Annotated in this window: 16 protein-coding genes; 12 read left to right on the top strand and 4 right to left on the bottom strand. The window is 63.4% G+C overall.

All coding sequences use genetic code 11. The features are described from left to right. The first annotated feature begins 428 nt into the window (after positions 1–428). From ACT01B_RS01200 to ACT01B_RS01185, 4 genes are all read left to right on the top strand, one after another. On the top strand, positions 429–998 hold the full coding sequence (locus ACT01B_RS01200) for a fimbrial protein (protein ID WP_445145580.1): 570 nt from the start codon (positions 429–431) through the stop codon (positions 996–998). A gap of 88 nt (positions 999–1086) precedes the next feature. After that, positions 1087–1830, top strand: a complete 744-nt coding sequence (locus tag ACT01B_RS01195) for a fimbrial biogenesis chaperone (RefSeq protein WP_445145579.1) — start codon at positions 1087–1089, stop codon at positions 1828–1830. Continuing rightward, the gene (locus ACT01B_RS01190; RefSeq protein WP_445145578.1) at positions 1827–4589 is read left to right on the top strand and encodes a fimbria/pilus outer membrane usher protein; all 2763 of its coding nucleotides are present in this window, start codon (positions 1827–1829) and stop codon (positions 4587–4589) included. Before ACT01B_RS01195 ends, ACT01B_RS01190 begins: the two co-directional genes overlap by 4 nt. Beyond that, positions 4586–5671: a fimbrial protein gene (locus tag ACT01B_RS01185; protein ID WP_445145577.1), complete on the top strand. Its 1086-nt coding sequence runs from the start codon at positions 4586–4588 to the stop codon at positions 5669–5671. The genes ACT01B_RS01190 and ACT01B_RS01185 overlap by 4 nt, the downstream gene beginning before the upstream one ends. Positions 5672–5692: 21 nt before the next feature. On the opposite strand, the gene ACT01B_RS01180 is transcribed toward ACT01B_RS01185, so the two are convergent. Further along, a complete protein-coding gene (locus ACT01B_RS01180; protein ID WP_445145576.1) occupies positions 5693–6061 on the bottom strand; it encodes a hypothetical protein in 369 nt (122 codons plus the stop codon). Positions 6062–6313: 252 nt separating this feature from the next. Continuing rightward, positions 6314–7060, bottom strand: a complete 747-nt coding sequence (locus tag ACT01B_RS01175) for an FAD-binding oxidoreductase (RefSeq protein ID WP_445145575.1) — start codon at positions 7058–7060, stop codon at positions 6314–6316. Positions 7061–7154: 94 nt separating this feature from the next. On the opposite strand from ACT01B_RS01175, the gene ACT01B_RS01170 reads away from it, so the two are divergent. The 6 genes from ACT01B_RS01170 (at position 7155) to ACT01B_RS01145 (ending at position 14506) form a co-directional block, all read left to right on the top strand. Further along, positions 7155–8129: an ABC transporter ATP-binding protein gene (locus tag ACT01B_RS01170; protein ID WP_445145574.1), complete on the top strand. Its 975-nt coding sequence runs from the start codon at positions 7155–7157 to the stop codon at positions 8127–8129. After that, on the top strand, positions 8126–8902 hold the full coding sequence (locus ACT01B_RS01165) for an ABC transporter permease (protein WP_445145573.1): 777 nt from the start codon (positions 8126–8128) through the stop codon (positions 8900–8902). The genes ACT01B_RS01170 and ACT01B_RS01165 overlap by 4 nt, the downstream gene beginning before the upstream one ends. Positions 8903–9019: 117 nt before the next feature. Next, positions 9020–9739, top strand: a complete 720-nt coding sequence (locus ACT01B_RS01160; RefSeq protein ID WP_445145572.1) for a pseudouridine synthase — start codon at positions 9020–9022, stop codon at positions 9737–9739. A 297-nt stretch (positions 9740–10036) separates the two neighbouring features. Further along, the gene (locus ACT01B_RS01155; protein WP_445145571.1) at positions 10037–11464 is read left to right on the top strand and encodes a sugar porter family MFS transporter; all 1428 of its coding nucleotides are present in this window, start codon (positions 10037–10039) and stop codon (positions 11462–11464) included. A gap of 62 nt (positions 11465–11526) precedes the next feature. Next, positions 11527–12903, top strand: coding sequence for an ATP-dependent RNA helicase DbpA (gene dbpA / locus ACT01B_RS01150; RefSeq protein ID WP_445145570.1), 1377 nt, complete (start codon positions 11527–11529; stop codon positions 12901–12903). A gap of 199 nt (positions 12904–13102) precedes the next feature. Next, positions 13103–14506, top strand: a complete 1404-nt coding sequence (locus tag ACT01B_RS01145) for a M20/M25/M40 family metallo-hydrolase (RefSeq protein WP_445147396.1) — start codon at positions 13103–13105, stop codon at positions 14504–14506. 69 nt (positions 14507–14575) lie between these two features. Here ACT01B_RS01145 and ACT01B_RS01140 read toward each other — a convergent pair whose 3' ends face one another. Next, positions 14576–15280 (bottom strand): ArsR/SmtB family transcription factor, encoded by a 705-nt coding sequence (locus ACT01B_RS01140; protein ID WP_445145569.1) that lies wholly within the window; start codon positions 15278–15280, stop codon positions 14576–14578. Positions 15281–15508: 228 nt separating this feature from the next. Beyond that, positions 15509–15802, bottom strand: a complete 294-nt coding sequence (locus ACT01B_RS01135) for a hypothetical protein (protein WP_445145568.1) — start codon at positions 15800–15802, stop codon at positions 15509–15511. A 24-nt stretch (positions 15803–15826) separates the two neighbouring features. On the opposite strand from ACT01B_RS01135, the gene ACT01B_RS01130 reads away from it, so the two are divergent. Both ACT01B_RS01130 and ACT01B_RS01125 read left to right on the top strand, forming a co-directional pair. Beyond that, positions 15827–15955 carry a hypothetical protein gene (locus ACT01B_RS01130; protein ID WP_445145567.1) on the top strand — a complete coding sequence of 43 codons (129 nt, stop codon included), beginning with the start codon at positions 15827–15829 and terminating at the stop codon, positions 15953–15955. A gap of 299 nt (positions 15956–16254) precedes the next feature. Next, positions 16255–16611, top strand: coding sequence for a hypothetical protein (locus tag ACT01B_RS01125; RefSeq protein ID WP_445145566.1), 357 nt, complete (start codon positions 16255–16257; stop codon positions 16609–16611). The last annotated feature ends 59 nt before the right edge of the window (positions 16612–16670 follow it).

Genomic DNA, 16670 nt, shown 5'->3' with positions numbered 1-16670 from the left:
CCGCATGTCAAGTGACCTTGACTCACGCTAGAGCTGGCCGCCCACCGTGTCAAGCGCGCTTTACATCCCTACAGATATATCGGCTTGACCGCACAGGAACTTGAGGCCCAGGGCAACTAGATTTATCCAAAAATGTGACACAATTTGCACATTCCGTTGATCTCGGGCTCGAAGTGACCTGGATCGACATAAGAATCGTCCGACCGCCCAAAGCCATCCAGCCGTATTAAAAGCCCGTTGTGAAGCCGTGAGGGCGGCTTCCTGCAGGCTGGCACGGCTGTTGCTTTGGGCCTGGTGAGCGATCTGGAAGCGGGCCCAAAGGGGGCGCGAACCAGGGGCCGTACAGCGCAATCGGGGGGCACCCGCCTGTTTGTCCGGAAGCGCAAAAAAAACATGATCCAACCAACTACACGCTTAAAGGAATCCGCATGAACAAGCTCCTTCTTTCTGCCGCACTGGTCGCCAGCGTTGGCGTTGCTGCCCTGGCCCCGCGCACCGCTTCGGCCGTTGACGGCACCATCACCATCACCGGCAAGGTTGTTGCCCAGACCTGCACGGTCGATGGCAGCGCCTTTGGTACCCCGGACAACAGTGTGACCGCGGCCATGCCGCTTGTGCTCGCACCCGTGCTGGCTACTTCCGGCGCCGTGGCGGGGAAGACCCAGTTCCAGATGGTTGTTGCCAATTGCGATCCGAGCCTCTCGTCGGTGCAGGCGTTCTTCTCCGGCCCCAACATCAATACGGTGACCGGCAACTTGAAGAACCCTGTCCTCGCCGGTAATGCCACCAATGTCGAAGTCCAGCTGCTCAACAGCGCCTCGGCCGTGATGACCCTGGGTGGCGCCACCGCCGCCGCCCAGAACTCGCCGGCAGTGCCCCTCACGGGCACCACCACCAAGGGCGCTACGCTCAGCTACTTCGCCCAGTACTACTCGACAGGTGGCTCCACCGCCGGTGCCGTGAACACCACGGTGCAGTTCACGATGAACTACCTGTAAGTGTGCGCATCGCGCTGCGGAGGACGATGTCCGCCGCAGCGCGCTTCCCAAGTTTCAAGCCCCAACCCTCGTAATCAGGAAAGCCCCGATGAAGAACTTCATCTGCGCCATTCGCGCGGGTCTGGTCGCGCTTTGTCTATGTGCCGCAAGCGCACAGGCCAGTGTGGTGGTGGGCGGGACCCGCGTGGTGTTTCCTGCACAAGACAATGAAGTCACCGTTCGCCTGACCAATCAGGCCGACCGTCCCGCGCTGATCGAAGCCTGGATCGACGACGGCGACATGCAGTCGACCCCGGACAAGGTCAATGCGCCGTTTCTGGTCACGCCGCCCCTGTTCCGCATGGAGGCGAACAAGGACCAGAGCCTTCGCATCATCGGGACCCCCTCCCAGCTTCCGCGCGACCGTGAGTCACTGTTCTGGCTGAATGTGCTGGAAGTGCCGCCCAAACCGACCGGCCCGGAGATGCAGGGCAAGAATACCTTGCAGTTCGCGATACGCTCGCGGCTCAAACTCTTTTATCGCCCGGCCAACTTGTCCGGCGATCCGGGCAAGGCCCCTGAGCAAGTGACCTGGAAGGCCGTTGCTGACGGCCAGGGCTATGCGCTGGAAGTGCATAACCCCACGCCCTACTACATCACCTTCTCCAAGGTGTCGTTGAGCGTTGGCGGAACGGAGTACACGGCCGAGCCTGGCATGGTCGATCCGATGGGCAATCAACGCCTTTCGTTGAAGGGCCTGACGCACGCACCGTCCGCCGGTACGGCGATCGCTTTTGACGTGATCAATGACTACGGCGCTGGCACCCCGTTCAAGGGCGCCATCACGCCGTGAGCATCGCGCGCGCCACTCGCCAACCGGCTCGATATCACGCGCTAGCAGCATGCCGCAAGGTCATGCTGTGCGCGGGTATCGCTGCCGTGCTTGGCGGGTGGATCGACCTGGCGCACGCGGCTTCGGCCACGGCCGTCGAGGCGAGCGGCGCAGAGGCGAGTTTTGATCGCACCCTGTTGTCAGGCGCCGGCCAGAACACGTCCGACCTGTCACGCTTCGAGCACGGCAACCCTGTCCTCCCCGGTAGCTATAGCGCCGACCTCTATCTCAACAACGCGCCGACCGGCCGCGCGAACGTGCGCTTTGCCGCTATCTCGGCACCAGCGAGCGCCACGCCTTGCGTCGATCGCAAACTGCTCGATCAACTGAATCTGCACCCTGCCAATCTGTCCCCGGAGATCCTCGCGCAGATGCAGGACCCGACGGCCTGCGTGGGTATCGACAGTGTCATCCCGGGCGCCAGCTTGTCGTTCGACATGACCAATCTGCGGCTGGAAGCCAGCGTCCCGCAGGCCTTCCTCGGTCAAACGCCGCGCGGCTACGTCAGCCCGGAATATTGGGATGCCGGCGTTCCGGCGGCGTTGCTGAACTACAACTTCAACAGCTACCACACCAGCAGCCAGGGTCTTAACCAGACCTCGGCCTACCTGGGACTGAACTTCGGCCTCAACATTGGGGCGTGGCATCTGCGCCAGGATTCCACCGTCATCTGGCAGTCGAGCACGAGCAACTCGCCCTCGCGCAGCCAGTGGCAAAACATCAACACCTATGTGCAGCGCGATCTGCCGTCCCTGCGCGCTCAACTCACGGTGGGCGACTCGTATACCGACGGTCAGGTGTTTGACAGTTACGGCCTCCGCGGCGTGCAGCTCGCTACCGACGATCGGATGCTGCCCGACTCGCTGCGTGGCTATGCCCCCGTCATACAAGGTATCGCTCAGACCAATGCCAAGGTGACGGTTCGCCAGAACGGCCAGATCATCTATCAGACCACGGTCGCGCCTGGCCCGTTCACCGTCAACGATCTCTATCCCACGGGCTACGGCGGCAGTCTTGACGTGAGCGTGACCGAGGCCGATGGGCGCGTCCGCACATTCTCGGTGCCGTATGCCTCGGTCGCCCAACTGCTGCGCCCCGGCACCACGCGCTTCGACATCGCCATTGGCGAGCTTCGCTATGCGTCGATCAAGGACAAGCCCACGGTGGGCCAGGCCACGATCCAGCACGGCTTCAGCAATCTACTCACCGGGTATGCCGGCGTCATCGGCTCCGAGGGCTATGCCGCCGCCTTGGTTGGCAGTGCCATCAACACCCGGTTTGGCGCCATCGCCCTGGATATCACGCAGGCACGTGCGGAAATACCGGGCTATGCCACGCAGTCGGGGCAGAGCACGCGCCTGACTTACAGCAAGATCTTGCCGGAAACCAATACGTCGCTCTCCGTCGCAGCCTATCGCTACTCCACCAGCGGCTACCTCAGCCTGACCGACGCCGCGCTTGCTCGTGACTACGCTCAGCGTGGCATCGACGCTTTTACCTACGTGCCGCCCGCCGCCGTTCCGACGATCGATGGTGTTCCGGTTCAGAGCTTGCTGACTCCGGCGCAGCAGGCCGCGCTATCGGGCACCAGCTACAACCCCTATCTCAGCGGCACGGGACTGCAGCGCCAGCGCAACCGTTTCACGCTGACGCTGAGCCAGCGCCTCGGCGAGAGTGGTGGTTCGCTCTATGCAAACACGGCAGCTAACGATTACTGGAACCGTTCGGGTACCGACACCCAGTTTCAGGTGGGTTACAGCAATGCGTTCCGGCACTTTAGTTTCAACGTTTCCGCTACCCGCGCGCGCGACCCACTGGGGCGCTACGACAACCAATACTTCGCCAGCTTCAGTGTGCCGCTGGGCAGCACACCACACGCTCCGACGCTTTCCTTCAATGCCTCGCATGATGAAAGCGGCGGTACGCAGGAGCAGGCGATGGTCAATGGCTCTGCGGGCGTGGACAACCAGTTCACCTATGGCGTCAGCGCGTCCCATAGCGACAGCGGGAGCACCGGTAACGCAGGCACCGTCAATGCTGGCTATCGCGGCCCCTACGCCGTGCTCAGCGCCAGCTTCGGCAGCGGCAGCGGCTACTCGCAGGCTTCATTCGGCATGAGCGGCGCCGTGGTGGCGCATCCGGGCGGCGTAACTTTCGGTCAGCCGATGGGCGATACCGTCGGCATTATCGAAGTGCCCGGTGCCGCCGGCGCGCGGTTGGGCAGCTCGTCGGGCGCACGTATCGATCGCTTCGGCTACGCCCTGGTGCCATACCTCACGCCCTACAACCTCAATACGATCACGATCGACCCCAAGGGTCTGCCGCTCGACGTGCAGCTCAACTCCACCAGCGTCCAGGTGGCACCTCACGCGGGAGCCGTGGTGATGCTGAAGTTCAAGACCGACAACGGTCGCACCATCGTGGTCCGTGCCCGCATGCCAGACGGGCAGGCGCTTCCGTTCGGTACCGAGGTGTTCAACGAGAAGAACATCGTGCTTGGTCTGGTCGGCCAGGCGGGCCAGATTCTGGTGCGCGGTGTCGAGCAGAGCGGTTTGCTGACCGCTCGCTGGCAGGATGACGCCGGCCAGGCTCAGTCTTGCTCCTTCTCCTACCAGTTGGGGCCCAAGGCCAAGGGCAAGACCGCGACGAGCTATGAAGAGGTCAATGTGACGTGCGAACGTCCCCAAGTCGTCGCACAAGTCACCAGGAGCGGCACATGAAGCATCGTCTTAATCGCGCTCGTCGCTACGCGCGACTGCTCACATGGTTGCTCATGGCGAGCGCCAGCCTCGGCTGGGCGCCGCTGGCCACGGCTGCTGCCAATTGCACCGGCGTCACCGGACAGATGTCGTTCCCCGATGTCACCATTCTCTCCAGCCAGCCCCCCGTGGGAACCGTGCTGGCTACGTCCAACCCGGTGACCATCACCTTCACCTGCACTGGCCTGCCCATTAGCACCAGGCCACAGGACTACATCGCCACCGTCCAGGCTGGACAGACTCTCGCCACCTTAGACGCAACGAACGTCCCCAATGGCCCGGGTATTACGTTCGTGTCGGGCGTGTCGGGCGTCGCTTTGCTGGTCAATGCCACGCCGGTTCCCGCCAGCAGCAATAGTGGCAACGTCAACGATGGTCCCAACAGTCAGGCGGGTTACCCGGTCGGTTCAGTCACGGCGCCAGCGGGCACGACAATCGGCACCTTCTCGGGCGCGACAAGCGCGACTTATGTCGGCCAGCTCGTTGTCACTGGTCCCATTACAGCGGGCACTATCAGCGCGAACACGCTGATCCCGTTCTGGTGGTACATCTCAGGTGGCTCGGCGAACTCCAGCAGCACCAAGATGAGCGCAGCCCTGACCATCGCCTCCGGCAAGGTCAAGAATGGAGCCTGCAGCGTCAATACCGACTCGCAGAACCTTACCGTGGCCTTGCCGGCGGTAGGCACGGCAGCGCTTCCCACGACAGGCTCGACCGCCAACACGACGCCTTTCAACATCAACTTTACCTGCCAATCATCCAGCCAGGGCCTGGTCATCGCCATGACCGCCAGCAATCCAAGCACGACGGCGACGGGCGTGGTGTTGCCAACCACAGGCACGGGCTACGCCAGTAATGTGGGCGTTCGATTGCTGGATAAAAGCCAGAATCCGGTCAATGTGCGGGGCACCAAACAGACCGGCGTCCCGATCACCAGCGGCACGGTCTCGATCCCCTACTACGCGCAGTACTACCGGACGGGCTCGCCGATCAGTGCTGGCCTGGTGAGCGCCACGGTGACGTTCGTCGTTACCTATCAGTAGCCTTGCCCCACCTGGCAAGCATCATTGAAAGGTCTGGGTGACCAGCTTCACCGCGGCCTCGTCACTACCGGCAGCCTTGGCATAACCGGCGAAATAGCTCAGCACCCGGTCATCCGCCATCCCTGAGGCCTGGATCGTGGTGACGTTCAAAGTGAAGGATTGCGCGGGATCGAATGTCGTATTGCGATCCTCGCAAACAAACCGGCTGTTCGACGCATGGCTCGCGGATGCGTTCGCGACGCCCTCGATACGCGCATCCGTGGTCGAGCAGGTAGGCGCCATGATGGCCCCGACGAAGGTAATCGTGCCCCCGCTCGCATACGCCGCCGGCACGCCCTGCGCCAAGGCGACCACGCAAACCAGCCAGGTACGGCGAATCCAACCTTTCATGACGGCCCCTTCCTGCACCCGCGCGTCGGCTAGGTACGTTGGGGATCTATCGGCAGGGCCGACGGGGTCTTTAATCCAAAACCCGCGCACGTCTCCACAATGTGAACTTGCTCACATTTTTTGGTCAATTTGGACGATGAAGGTCACCGCAGGGGCCGAAGAGCCTGCTAGAGACCTTCCATTTAGCGGCACGTCCCGTCGCAACTTGAGGCCGGGGTTGGGCATGCGTTAAGGAAACCGGCGCGGACGGGCTCAGCGCGAGGAGACGTACTTCTCACGCCTGATCTGGGCCACGGCGAGGCCGACGTCCTTCAGCGCCGTGAAGGCGGCGTCCACCATGTTCGGGTTGCCGCACAGGTAGGCGATGTCGCGCTCGGCGCTCGGCGCCAGCTCGGCCAGCACGTTCTGCACGTGGCCCTGGCGGTCGCCGGGGCGCGGCACGGCGCGCGGCTGGCGGCTCAGGCAGCCATGGAAGGTGAAGCCTGGATTGGCCTGGGCGAACGCTTCGAACTCCTCGCCATACAGCAGCTCGGTTTCATTGCGAGCGCCGTAGAGCAAGACCACCTCGCGGTCGCCCTTCTGCAGCAGCGCCTGAATCTGCGGCAGCATGGCGCGATACGGCGTGACGCCGGTGCCAGTGGCCAGCAACAGGTAGCGGCCGTTGGCGTCGCCCGCTTGCAGGCAAAAGCGACCATACGGTCCGCTGGCGTCGATCACACCGCCATGCGGCAGCTCGCCCAGCAGCTGGGTGGCGGCGCCTCCCTCGACATAGCTCACCGCGATTTCGATGCGCTGCACCGGCGAGGAACCATCGCCCACGGTGCCTACCGAGTAGCTGCGCTTGGTCGCCGTACCGTCGGCGTAGTGGAAGTGGATCTGCAGGAACTGCCCCGGCACAAAGGCCAATGGCTGACCGTCGACGCGCTCGAAAGCCAGGTGGCGCACGCTGGGCGCCAGCATATGGCTGTCGACGAGACGGAGCTGAAAGTGGTCTGCCATGGAATTTCCCGGGGAAACGATGTGGTCGCCGCACCATGCCGGATGGCTTGGGCAAGCCACGTATAATAAGCGGCTAGCCCCTCCGGTGCAGCCCATGTCCCCCACTTCTCCTCCCGCGCTCGTCGTTGAAAACCTGCGCAAGACCTATAGCAACGGCGTTGAAGCCCTCAAAGGCATCAGCCTGACCGTCCAGCCCGGCGATTTCTTCGCCCTGCTGGGACCCAACGGCGCCGGCAAGTCCACCCTGATCGGCATTTTGTCCTCGCTGGTGAATTCCAGCGGCGGCGATGCCCAGGTGTTTGGCGTGTCGGTCAACAAGCAGCGTGGCAAGGCCATGCAGCTGATTGGCCTGGTGCCGCAGGAAATCAACTTCAACCAGTTCGAGAAACCGTTCGACATCTGCGTGAACGAAGCCGGCTTCTACGGCATCCCGCGCAAGATCGCGATGGAGCGGGCGGAGAAGTACCTGAAGGAACTGCGCCTGTGGGACAAGGCACAGCACCAGGCGCGCATGCTCTCTGGCGGCATGAAGCGACGCCTGATGATCGCCCGCGCGATGATGAACGAGCCCAGGCTGCTGATCCTCGACGAGCCCACCGCGGGCGTGGACATCGAGATCCGCCGCTCGATGTGGCAGTTCGTCAGTGGCATCAATGCCGCCGGCACCACGGTCATCCTCACCACGCATTACCTGGAGGAAGCCGAACAGTTGTGCCGCAACATCGCCATCATCGACCACGGCACCATTATCGAAAACACCTCGATGAAGCGCCTGCTGGCCACCTTGGACGTGGAAACCTTCGTGCTCGACATCCAACAGGCGCTGACCGAGCTGCCGACGATACCGGGCATCAGCCTGCGCCGCCTCGACGAGCACACGGTGGAAGCGGAGATGTCCCGCTCGCATGACCTCAACTCGCTGTTCGCGGTGCTGTCCGCCGAGGGCATGACCGTGACCTCCATGCGCAACAAGACCAATCGCCTGGAAGAACTGTTCGTGCGCCTGGTCGAGAATGGTCGATTGGAGCAGGGCCGAACCGGCAAGGACAACGTGGAGAAGGTCGCATGAACAGTACCGGCAACCTCGTTGCGCTCAACACCATCGTCCGGCGCGAAATCGTGCGCATCATGCGCATCTGGACGCAAACGCTGATTCCGCCCGCCATCACGATGACCTTGTACTTCGTGATCTTCGGCAAGCTGATCGGCAGCCGCATCGGCACCATCGAAGGCGGCTTCACCTATATGCAGTACATCGTGCCGGGCCTGGTGATGATGAGCATCATCACCAACAGCTACGGCAACATCTCCAGCTCGTTCTTCGGCGCCAAGTTCAGCCGCGCGGTGGAGGAGATGTTGGTGTCGCCGATGCCGAATTGGGTGATCCTGCTCGGTTATGTCACGGGCGCGGTGACGCGTGGCGTCATCGTCGGCGCGCTGGTGCTGCTCATTGCGCTGCTCTTCACCCATTTGCATGTGGTGCATCCGCTGATCACCCTGGCCTCGGTGATTCTTGGCGCGACCATTTTTTCGCTAGCCGGCTTCGTCAATGCGATCTATGCAAAGAAATTCGATGACATCGCGCTGGTGCCAACCTTCGTACTCACCCCGCTCACCTACCTCGGTGGCGTGTTCTATTCGGTGAGCATGCTGGGCGAACCGTGGCGCACCATCTCGATGGTCAACCCGATCCTGTACATGGTCAACGCGTTCCGCTTCGGCGTACTGGGTGTGAGCGACGTGCAGATCGGCGTGGCGTTTGCGGTGATGCTGGCCTTCGTCATCGGCCTGACCGTGGTGGCGCTGCAGTTGCTGAAGCGCGGCGTAGGGCTGCGTTCCTGACCGAAAACGAAACCCCTGTAGGAGCGCACCCTGTGCGCGATCACGGCATCACCGCTTCGTTGGCTGATCGCGCACAGGGTGCGCTCCTACAAAAAAGTAAAGAAAGAATTCGAGTCCATGCGCGTCAACAAATACATCAGTGAAGCCGGTATCTGCTCCCGCCGCGAGGCGGACGAGTTGCTGTTGGCCGGGCGCGTCAGCATCAACGGCGAGGTGGTCACCACCGGTGCCAAGGCGCTGGAGGGTGACGAAGTACGGGTGGACGGCGAGATCGTGCGCGCGCGCATCCTCGCTCCCACTGCGGCGGCCAAGCGCGGCGTCTATATCGCCTTGAACAAACCGGTGGGCATTACCTGCACCACCGACCAGACGGTGAAGGACAATATCGTCGATTTCGTCGACCACCAGGAACGCGTCTTTCCAATTGGCCGTCTGGACAAGGATTCGGAAGGCCTGATCCTGCTGACCAGCAACGGCGACATCGTCAACGAGATCCTGCGCTCGGAGAACAACCACGAGAAGGAATATCTGGTGGGGGTGAACAAGGAGGTCACCGATGAATTCCTCAAGGCCATGGCGCGCGGTGTGCGCATCCACGGGCAGATGACCAAGCCGTGCAAGGTGCGCCGTATCGCCAAGTACGGTTTCGCCATCATCCTCACCCAGGGCCTGAACCGGCAGATCCGCCTGATGGCGGCCGAGTTTGGCTATCGCGTGACCCAGCTGCGGCGCGTACGCATCGTCAATGTGAAGCTTGGTCATTTGAAAATGGGCCAGTGGCGCAACCTCACCGAGGCGGAATTGAAGGGGCTGTTGCCTCAGCGCACGCAGTGGTGAGTACCCACGGCCCCGAGAAGTAGGCAACGCCCATCATTCCGGCGACAGGGATGGGCCAAGCGCGGACGCACTCAGCGTCTACCAGGAACCATGCTGCACTGCGGCGGCCGTGCACGGCGAGAGTCGCTGGATCCCAGCGTTCGCTGGGATGACGACACGGAAAGGGTTTGCGCGCTTGCATCATTCGCTCCCATATCTGCGAAAACCCGATATCGTCGGCGCACTAATGCATACGTATTCACTCCGTTCCGCCAAGGCGTCCAGCGCAGAATCGCCGGACTCACATGGGGAGAGGCGATGAGCAGCACGACGAGCAATGCAGTGGATGATCTGGGCCAGCACGCCACCGCGCGGGTGGTCCTGATTGCGGCAGCGGCCGCCTTGGGCGGCTTTCTTTTTGGCTTCGATACGGCGGTGATCAACGGCGCCGTCGATGCCGTGCGCGGCAACTTTGGCCTGGGCGCGGGTCAAATCGGTTTCGCGGTGTCGTGCGCCCTGCTCGGCTCGGCCGCGGGTGCCTGGTATGCCGGTCCCTTGGCTGATCGCCTCGGCCGCGTTCGCAGCATGCAGGTGGCGGCAGTCTTCCTGGCGCTGAGTGCGGTGGGCTCCGGACTCGTCGGTGGCGTAGGCAGCCTCGTCTTGTGGCGCGTGGTTGGCGGCATCGGCGTGGGCATAGCTTCGGTCATCGCACCCACCTACATCGCAGAAATCTCGCCTGCCCAGGTCCGTGGCCGGCTCGGCTCGCTGCAACAGCTGGCAATCGTGCTGGGCATCTTCGCTGCCTTGCTTAGCGATGCATGGCTGGCCGGCTCTGCGGGCGGCGCTTCGCAGCCGTTGTGGCTGGGCCTGGCGGCATGGCGCTGGATGTTCCTGGTCGCCGTCGTACCTGCGCTGATCTATGGCTCGCTGGTGCTGGGCGTGCCCGAATCGCCGCGCCACCTGGTGGCCAAGGGTCGCCTGGATGAGGCGCGTGGCGTGCTGCGCCAGGTACTCAACATGACCAACGAACACGCGCTCGACGCCAAGGTGAAAGATATCGAGGAGAGCCTGCACGCCGAATATCGTCCGAGGCTGCGCGATCTGCGCGGCTCGAGCTTCGGCCTGCTGCCAGTGGTGTGGATCGGCATCCTGCTGTCGGTGTTCCAGCAGTTCGTGGGCATCAACGTGATCTTTTATTACTCGTCGACGCTGTGGCATTCGGTCGGCTTCAGCGAGGCCGATTCGTTCTCCATCACCGTCGTCACCTCGGTGGTCAACGTGCTGGTGACCCTGGTGGCCATCGCCCTGGTCGACCGCATCGGCCGCAAGCCGCTGCTGGTGATCGGCTCGGCCGGCATGGCCTTGACCTTGGGCCTGATGGCCTGGTGCTTCTCGCAGGCCAGCGGCAGCGGCGCCAGCCTGAGCCTGCCGGCACCTTGGAATATCGTCGCCCTGATCGCCGCCAACGCCTACGTGGTGTTCTTCGGCCTGAGCTGGGGCCCGATGGTGTGGGTGTTGCTGGGCGAGATGTTCCCCAACCGCATTCGCGCCATTGCGCTCGCGGTGGCGGCTTCGGCGCAGTGGCTGGCCAATTTCGCCATCACCAGCAGCTTCCCCAAGCTGGCCGAGATCGGACTGAGTTTCGCTTATGGCCTGTATGCGCTGTTCGCGCTGGTATCGCTGGTGTTTGTCGTGACTTCCGTGCGCGAGACCAAGGGCATCGAGCTGGAAGACATGCAAAGTTGAGAGTTGGGGGCGAGGGACACACCCTCGCCTTTTCACTCACAAGCGGCGTGCGACAATGCCGCATGACTGATTTCCGTACGCTCCCCCTCAAGCCCGCCCTGCTCGCCAGCGTGGAAACCCTCGGCTTCACCGAGATGACCCCCGTGCAGGCACAAAGCCTGCCGCCGATGCTGGAAGGGCGCGATGTGATCGCGCAGGCACGCACGGGCAGCGGCAAGACCGCGGCCTTTGGCCTGAGCCTGCTGCAAAGCCTCGACGCGGACACCATCCGGCTGCAGGTACTGGTGCTGTGCCCGACGCGCGAACTGGCCGACCAGGTCAGCAAGGCCATCCGCAAGCTGGCCGCCAATATCCCGAATGTGAAGCTGCTGACCCTGTGCGGCGGCATGCCCCTGGGGCCGCAGCTGGCTTCGCTCACGCATGATCCGCATATCGTGGTCGGCACCCCCGGCCGCGTGCAGGAGCATCTCAAGCGCGGCAGCCTGCATGGTGGCGGCATCAAGGTGCTGGTGCTGGACGAAGCGGATCGCATGCTGGACATGGGCTTCTCCGACGCCATCGACGACATCGTCGGACGCATCGCCAAGCACCACCAGACGCTGTTGTTCTCGGCGACGTACGCCGAAGAGATTCGCCAGGTCAGCAAACGTCTGCAGCGCGATCCGGTGGAAGTGACGGTGGAGACACCGCACGAGGAGACCACCATCGAGCAGCGTTTCCACGAAGTGGACCCGGCACAGAAGCTCGATGCACTCGCGCAGCTGCTAGGCAAGGAGCATGCCCAGCACGCGCTGGTGTTTTGCAATATGCGCAAGGACGTCGACGCCGTGGCGATCGAACTGGATCGACGCGGCTTTTCCGCACTCGCCTTGCACGGCGACATGGAACAGCGCGACCGCGATGAAGTGTTGGTGCAGTTCGCCAATCGCAGTTGCTCCATCCTGGTCGCGACCGACGTGGCTGCACGCGGACTGGACATCGCCGCGCTGCCGCTGGTGGTGAGCTACGACATCGCGCACGACCCGGATACGCATACCCATCGCATCGGCCGCACCGGCCGTGCGGGCGAAGCCGGGCACGCCATCACCCTGGTCACGCCGCGCGAACGCCCAAAGGCCGTCAATATCGAGGAGCAGCTGGGCCAGGCGCTGCCCTGGTCGCCGCTCAAGGTCGCAGCAGCGAAGGGCAAGCAGCTCAACCTTGCGCCGATGAAGACCGTGGTGATCGACGCGGGCCGACAGGACAAGCTGCGTCCCGGCGATATCCTCGGTGCGCTCACCGGCGACGCCGGGCTCGACGCCAAGGACATCGGCAAGATCGACGTGTTCGCTACGCGCGCGTATGTGGCCATCCGTCGCGATCTTGCGAACAAGGCGCAGGAGCGGTTGCGGGCGGGCAAGATCAAGGGGCGCAATTTCCGGGTGCGGTCGTTGCAATGAGGGCGTAGGAGTCGTCATTCCTTAGTCGTCATCCCAGCGGCTCTCAACAGCCGAAGGGCTGGTCAAGCTGGGATGACGGTTCTAGACGTTGCCGACTCCACTCGTTTTCCCCGTCGCTCAATAGCCCACCCCCAACCATCGGCCCATCCCTCCCCGCGAGCAGCGTAGTAAGGTCGCCCCTTACACTGCTGCCCGGATGATGCCTGTGTCCCGCCGAACCCTCTGCCTTGCTGCGCTGATCACTGCCACCTTCGCCTCGCAAGCTGCCGACCTGCCCGTTGTGCCACGCGAGCAGCCGTCGCTGCAGGCCCTGGCCACGGCGCCAAGCGAGGCGGAGCTGCACGCCACCATCGAGAAGCTGGTGAGCTTCGGCACCCGGCAGACGCTGTCGGATACCAAGTCGGACAAGCGCGGCATCGGTGCCGCGCGCCGCTGGGTGAAATCACGCTTCGAGGAAATCTCGCGCGAATGCGGCGGCTGCATCGAGGTGGTGACGCCGTCGCAGGTATTTACCGGCAAGCGCGTGCCGCAGCCCACGGAAGTGATGGACGTGGTGGCGATCAAGCGCGGCAAGGGTGATCCCAAGCGTGTGATCGTGATGACCGGTCATCTCGACTCGCGCGTCACCGACGTGATGAACAGTACCAGTGACGCGCCCGGCGCCAATGACGACGCTTCTGGCGTAGCTGCGCTGATGGAAGCCGCGCGTCTGCTCTCGAAGCAGGATAACGAAGCCACCCTGGTGTTCGCCGCGCTTTCCGGCGAGGAACAAGGCTTGTACGGCGGCAAGGTGCTGGCCGACTACGCGGTCGCTCAGGGTTGGCAGGTGCAGGCGGACCTCAACAACGACATCATCGGCAATAGCCACGGCCAGAACGGCGTGCTCGACAACACCACGGTGCGCGTGTTCTCCGAAGGCACCAAGAGCAACGAGACGCCCGAACAGGCCAAGTTCCGCGCCTATCACGGCGGCGAAGTCGATTCGCCCTCGCGCAATATCGCTCGCTACATGGAGCAGGTCGCCTCGAACTATCTGCCCGACCTGCGTGTGCACATGGTCTATCGCACCGACCGTTACAGTCGCGGCGGCGACCAGGTGTCCTTCCTCGAAGCCGGCTATCCGGCGGTGCGCGTGACCGAGGGTCACGAGGATTACACGCGCCAGCATCAGGATCTTCGTACAGAGAAGGGTATCCACTACGGCGACACCATCGACGGTGTGGACTTCCGTTATCTCGCGCGCGTCACCGCACTCAACACGGTCACCATGGCCGCCCTCAGCCGCGCTCCCGCGCCGCCGAACGGCGTGAGCACGGAAGGCGCACTCGCCACCGACACCACCGTGCACTGGAAGAAGGTGCCGGGCGCCGCCGGCTACGTAGTGCATTGGCGCGATACCACCGCGCCGCAGTGGCAGTACAGCCGTTCGGTCGGCAATGTCGATTCCGCGGTGATCAAGGATGTGGTGATTGACGACTGGTTCTTTGGGGTGTCGGCGGTGTCGGCGGATGGGTATGAGAGTCCGGTGGTGTTTCCGGGCGATGCGGGGAGCTTTGAGCGCTCGCCTGCTGCCGTCGCCCCAGCGAAGCCTGGGGCCCAGTGACGTTCGCTTCGTTGTAGCGCTCCCGCGTTGGGGCTCCTTACGCTGTCCACGCAGAACCGATAGACGTGGCTAGCCGTCGTTATCGAGCCTTACGCCGAGCGCGGCGAAACGACGGAGTCCGTCGCTGCTTGGTTGCAGGGCGCGACTCCCCGCGCGATGCCTCAGCCAACCGGCGTTGAGCAGCGTGTCGGTAAGCGACACGCCCAGCGGACCGCCGATATGCAGGCGCCGCTCACTCCAGTCGAGGCAGCCGCGTCCACGCAGCTTGAGCAGATCGTGCACGGGCATCGTATCGAGCCCCGCAGCGATCAGCGCGTCCGCGCCATCAGGCAACAGATGCAAGCCATCACTCACGGTATGCAGATAGCCGCGCGCCAGCAACGCATCGCACAGACTCACTCCCAGACGTCCCGCCAGATGGCGATAGCAGGTGCGCGCCAGACGCAGTGGACCATCGATACCGGCGGCAACCGGCAGCACCTGTCGCATACGCGGTATGGCCAGCGCTTCAAGCATCGCCGATACGTCGTCACTGGCGAGCCGGTAATACCGATGGCGACCCTGCGCATGAACCGCCAGCAGGCCACCTTCCAGCAGTCGCCTGAGATGCGCACTGGTGGTGGCAGCGCCGACGCCGGCCGCGCGCGCCAGCTCCCCGGCAGGACGCGCCGTGCCGTCGATCAGCGCGAGCAGCATCGCGGCGCGTGCCGGCTCGGCCAGGAGGGCGCCGATCTCGGCCAGCTGGTAGCGACTGGGGGACACGCTGTCGTTCATGCGCGCAGTCTAGCGCCGCCTCGCTGGCCGATCCTTCGCTCGTGCACGAAACATCGCCCTAGCGGTGGCTCCCACACTGTCGCCATGGATCAATACCGAGTTCCCAACAGTATCGTTCCCCTGCGCAATCAACCGTTGTTCTATCTCTTTCGCCGCTACGTGGGCCGCGGAGCGGCGCTCGGGAAACCGTTCAAGCCCGAGGTATGAAGCCCGCGGTCGCGCTGGTTGTCACAGCGCCGCGACCAGGGCCGCCGCCCAGACAAGTGCTGCGCCTATGACGAACGTGCGCCGTGCGGCGTTGATGCGCTCCGCACTCTCATCTTCGACCGGCGTGGTGGCGATCCACGGTGTCCATAGCAGTACGGCGAAACCGACGAAGGCGATCGCGATAACGACCACGTCGTGCCAACGCCATGGCAAGGGTTCGTGCACGCCCCAGTAGCCGAGGAACGCCATGCCCATGGCACACAGCGTGGCGGAAGCCGAACACAACCCAACCACTGAACCTGTTGGCGCGCGCATGCCACGTGCCTCCGGAAGCTGGCGATGATGGTGGAAGAGATTACTGCAGTCGGCGGTGATGCAACGGTGGCCGGACACCTTTCCGGCGGCGCCGCCCAGATCTTCAGATTTCGTGAAATCCGCCCCATAGGCGAAGCGCACCAGGGAATTTGAGTGCGCCGACGGCATCGGCAGAAAAGACGGCCAAAATCTCCGTTCGACGCGAAATGAAGGCTTCGGCAGGCACTCGCTTTCGCCTAACTGACGATCGAAACGAGATTCCCCACTATCCGCTGAACGAAACCGTCCGAGCCCATAAAAGGGGTCAACCGCGTATGTCGGACACCGTTCTTCCGCCTGTGCCATCCGACGATCGGACGGCCACAGGGGCACGACGCTCTACGGCATGGGGTAGTTCTACTCCAAGGGCGCGTACACCCTGCTCCAGCTAACCCAGACACTGAGGAAAAGCCATGCAGACCAAGATGACGTCGCGTTTCAGCCTGATCGGTTTCACGATGGCCGCCGCGCTCGCGAGCGCAGGTGCCATGGCGCAGTCCGCTGCGCAGGATGTGCCAGGTCACCCCCGCGTCAATGAGGTGAACCAGCGCCTCGACAACCAGCAGAACCGCATTCAGGCCGGCGTGGCCGATGGCCAGCTCAATGCGAAGCAGGCGGCTCGTGACGAGAAGCAGGATGCGAACATCGCCCAGCGCGAGAGCAAGGACGAAGCCAAGAACGGCGGTCACCTGACCAAGAACGAACAGAAAAATCTCAACAAGTCGCTGAACAAGGACAGCAAGCGCATCCACAAGCAGCGCGACAAGTAATCCTGACGCGGGCCCCGGGCCCGGCCGGTGGTCGAAGCGGTAACGCTGCAGCGTTATTC

Source organism: Dyella sp. Tek66A03 (assembly GCF_052567735.1).
The sequence above is the reverse complement of the archived record's forward strand: the minus strand, read 5'-3'. Positions and strand labels throughout refer to the sequence as shown.

What these genes read in the sequence shown, in the direction of transcription:
- ACT01B_RS01140 (WP_445145569.1), bottom strand. Translation starts at nt 15,280, where the DNA reads ATGAACGACAGCGTGTCCCCCAGTCGCTACCAGCTGGCCGAGATCGGC.
- ACT01B_RS01145 (WP_445147396.1), top strand. Translation starts at nt 13,103, where the DNA reads ATGCCTGTGTCCCGCCGAACCCTCTGCCTTGCTGCGCTGATCACTGCC.
- ACT01B_RS01135 (WP_445145568.1), bottom strand. Translation starts at nt 15,802, where the DNA reads ATGCGCGCGCCAACAGGTTCAGTGGTTGGGTTGTGTTCGGCTTCCGCC.
- ACT01B_RS01130 (WP_445145567.1), top strand. Translation starts at nt 15,827, where the DNA reads ATGATGGTGGAAGAGATTACTGCAGTCGGCGGTGATGCAACGGTGGCC.
- ACT01B_RS01170 (WP_445145574.1), top strand. Translation starts at nt 7,155, where the DNA reads ATGTCCCCCACTTCTCCTCCCGCGCTCGTCGTTGAAAACCTGCGCAAG.
- ACT01B_RS01125 (WP_445145566.1), top strand. Translation starts at nt 16,255, where the DNA reads ATGCAGACCAAGATGACGTCGCGTTTCAGCCTGATCGGTTTCACGATG.
- ACT01B_RS01185 (WP_445145577.1), top strand. Translation starts at nt 4,586, where the DNA reads ATGAAGCATCGTCTTAATCGCGCTCGTCGCTACGCGCGACTGCTCACA.
- dbpA (WP_445145570.1), top strand. Translation starts at nt 11,527, where the DNA reads ATGACTGATTTCCGTACGCTCCCCCTCAAGCCCGCCCTGCTCGCCAGC.
- ACT01B_RS01195 (WP_445145579.1), top strand. Translation starts at nt 1,087, where the DNA reads ATGAAGAACTTCATCTGCGCCATTCGCGCGGGTCTGGTCGCGCTTTGT.
- ACT01B_RS01160 (WP_445145572.1), top strand. Translation starts at nt 9,020, where the DNA reads ATGCGCGTCAACAAATACATCAGTGAAGCCGGTATCTGCTCCCGCCGC.
- ACT01B_RS01155 (WP_445145571.1), top strand. Translation starts at nt 10,037, where the DNA reads ATGAGCAGCACGACGAGCAATGCAGTGGATGATCTGGGCCAGCACGCC.
- ACT01B_RS01180 (WP_445145576.1), bottom strand. Translation starts at nt 6,061, where the DNA reads ATGAAAGGTTGGATTCGCCGTACCTGGCTGGTTTGCGTGGTCGCCTTG.
- ACT01B_RS01200 (WP_445145580.1), top strand. Translation starts at nt 429, where the DNA reads ATGAACAAGCTCCTTCTTTCTGCCGCACTGGTCGCCAGCGTTGGCGTT.
- ACT01B_RS01175 (WP_445145575.1), bottom strand. Translation starts at nt 7,060, where the DNA reads ATGGCAGACCACTTTCAGCTCCGTCTCGTCGACAGCCATATGCTGGCG.
- ACT01B_RS01165 (WP_445145573.1), top strand. Translation starts at nt 8,126, where the DNA reads ATGAACAGTACCGGCAACCTCGTTGCGCTCAACACCATCGTCCGGCGC.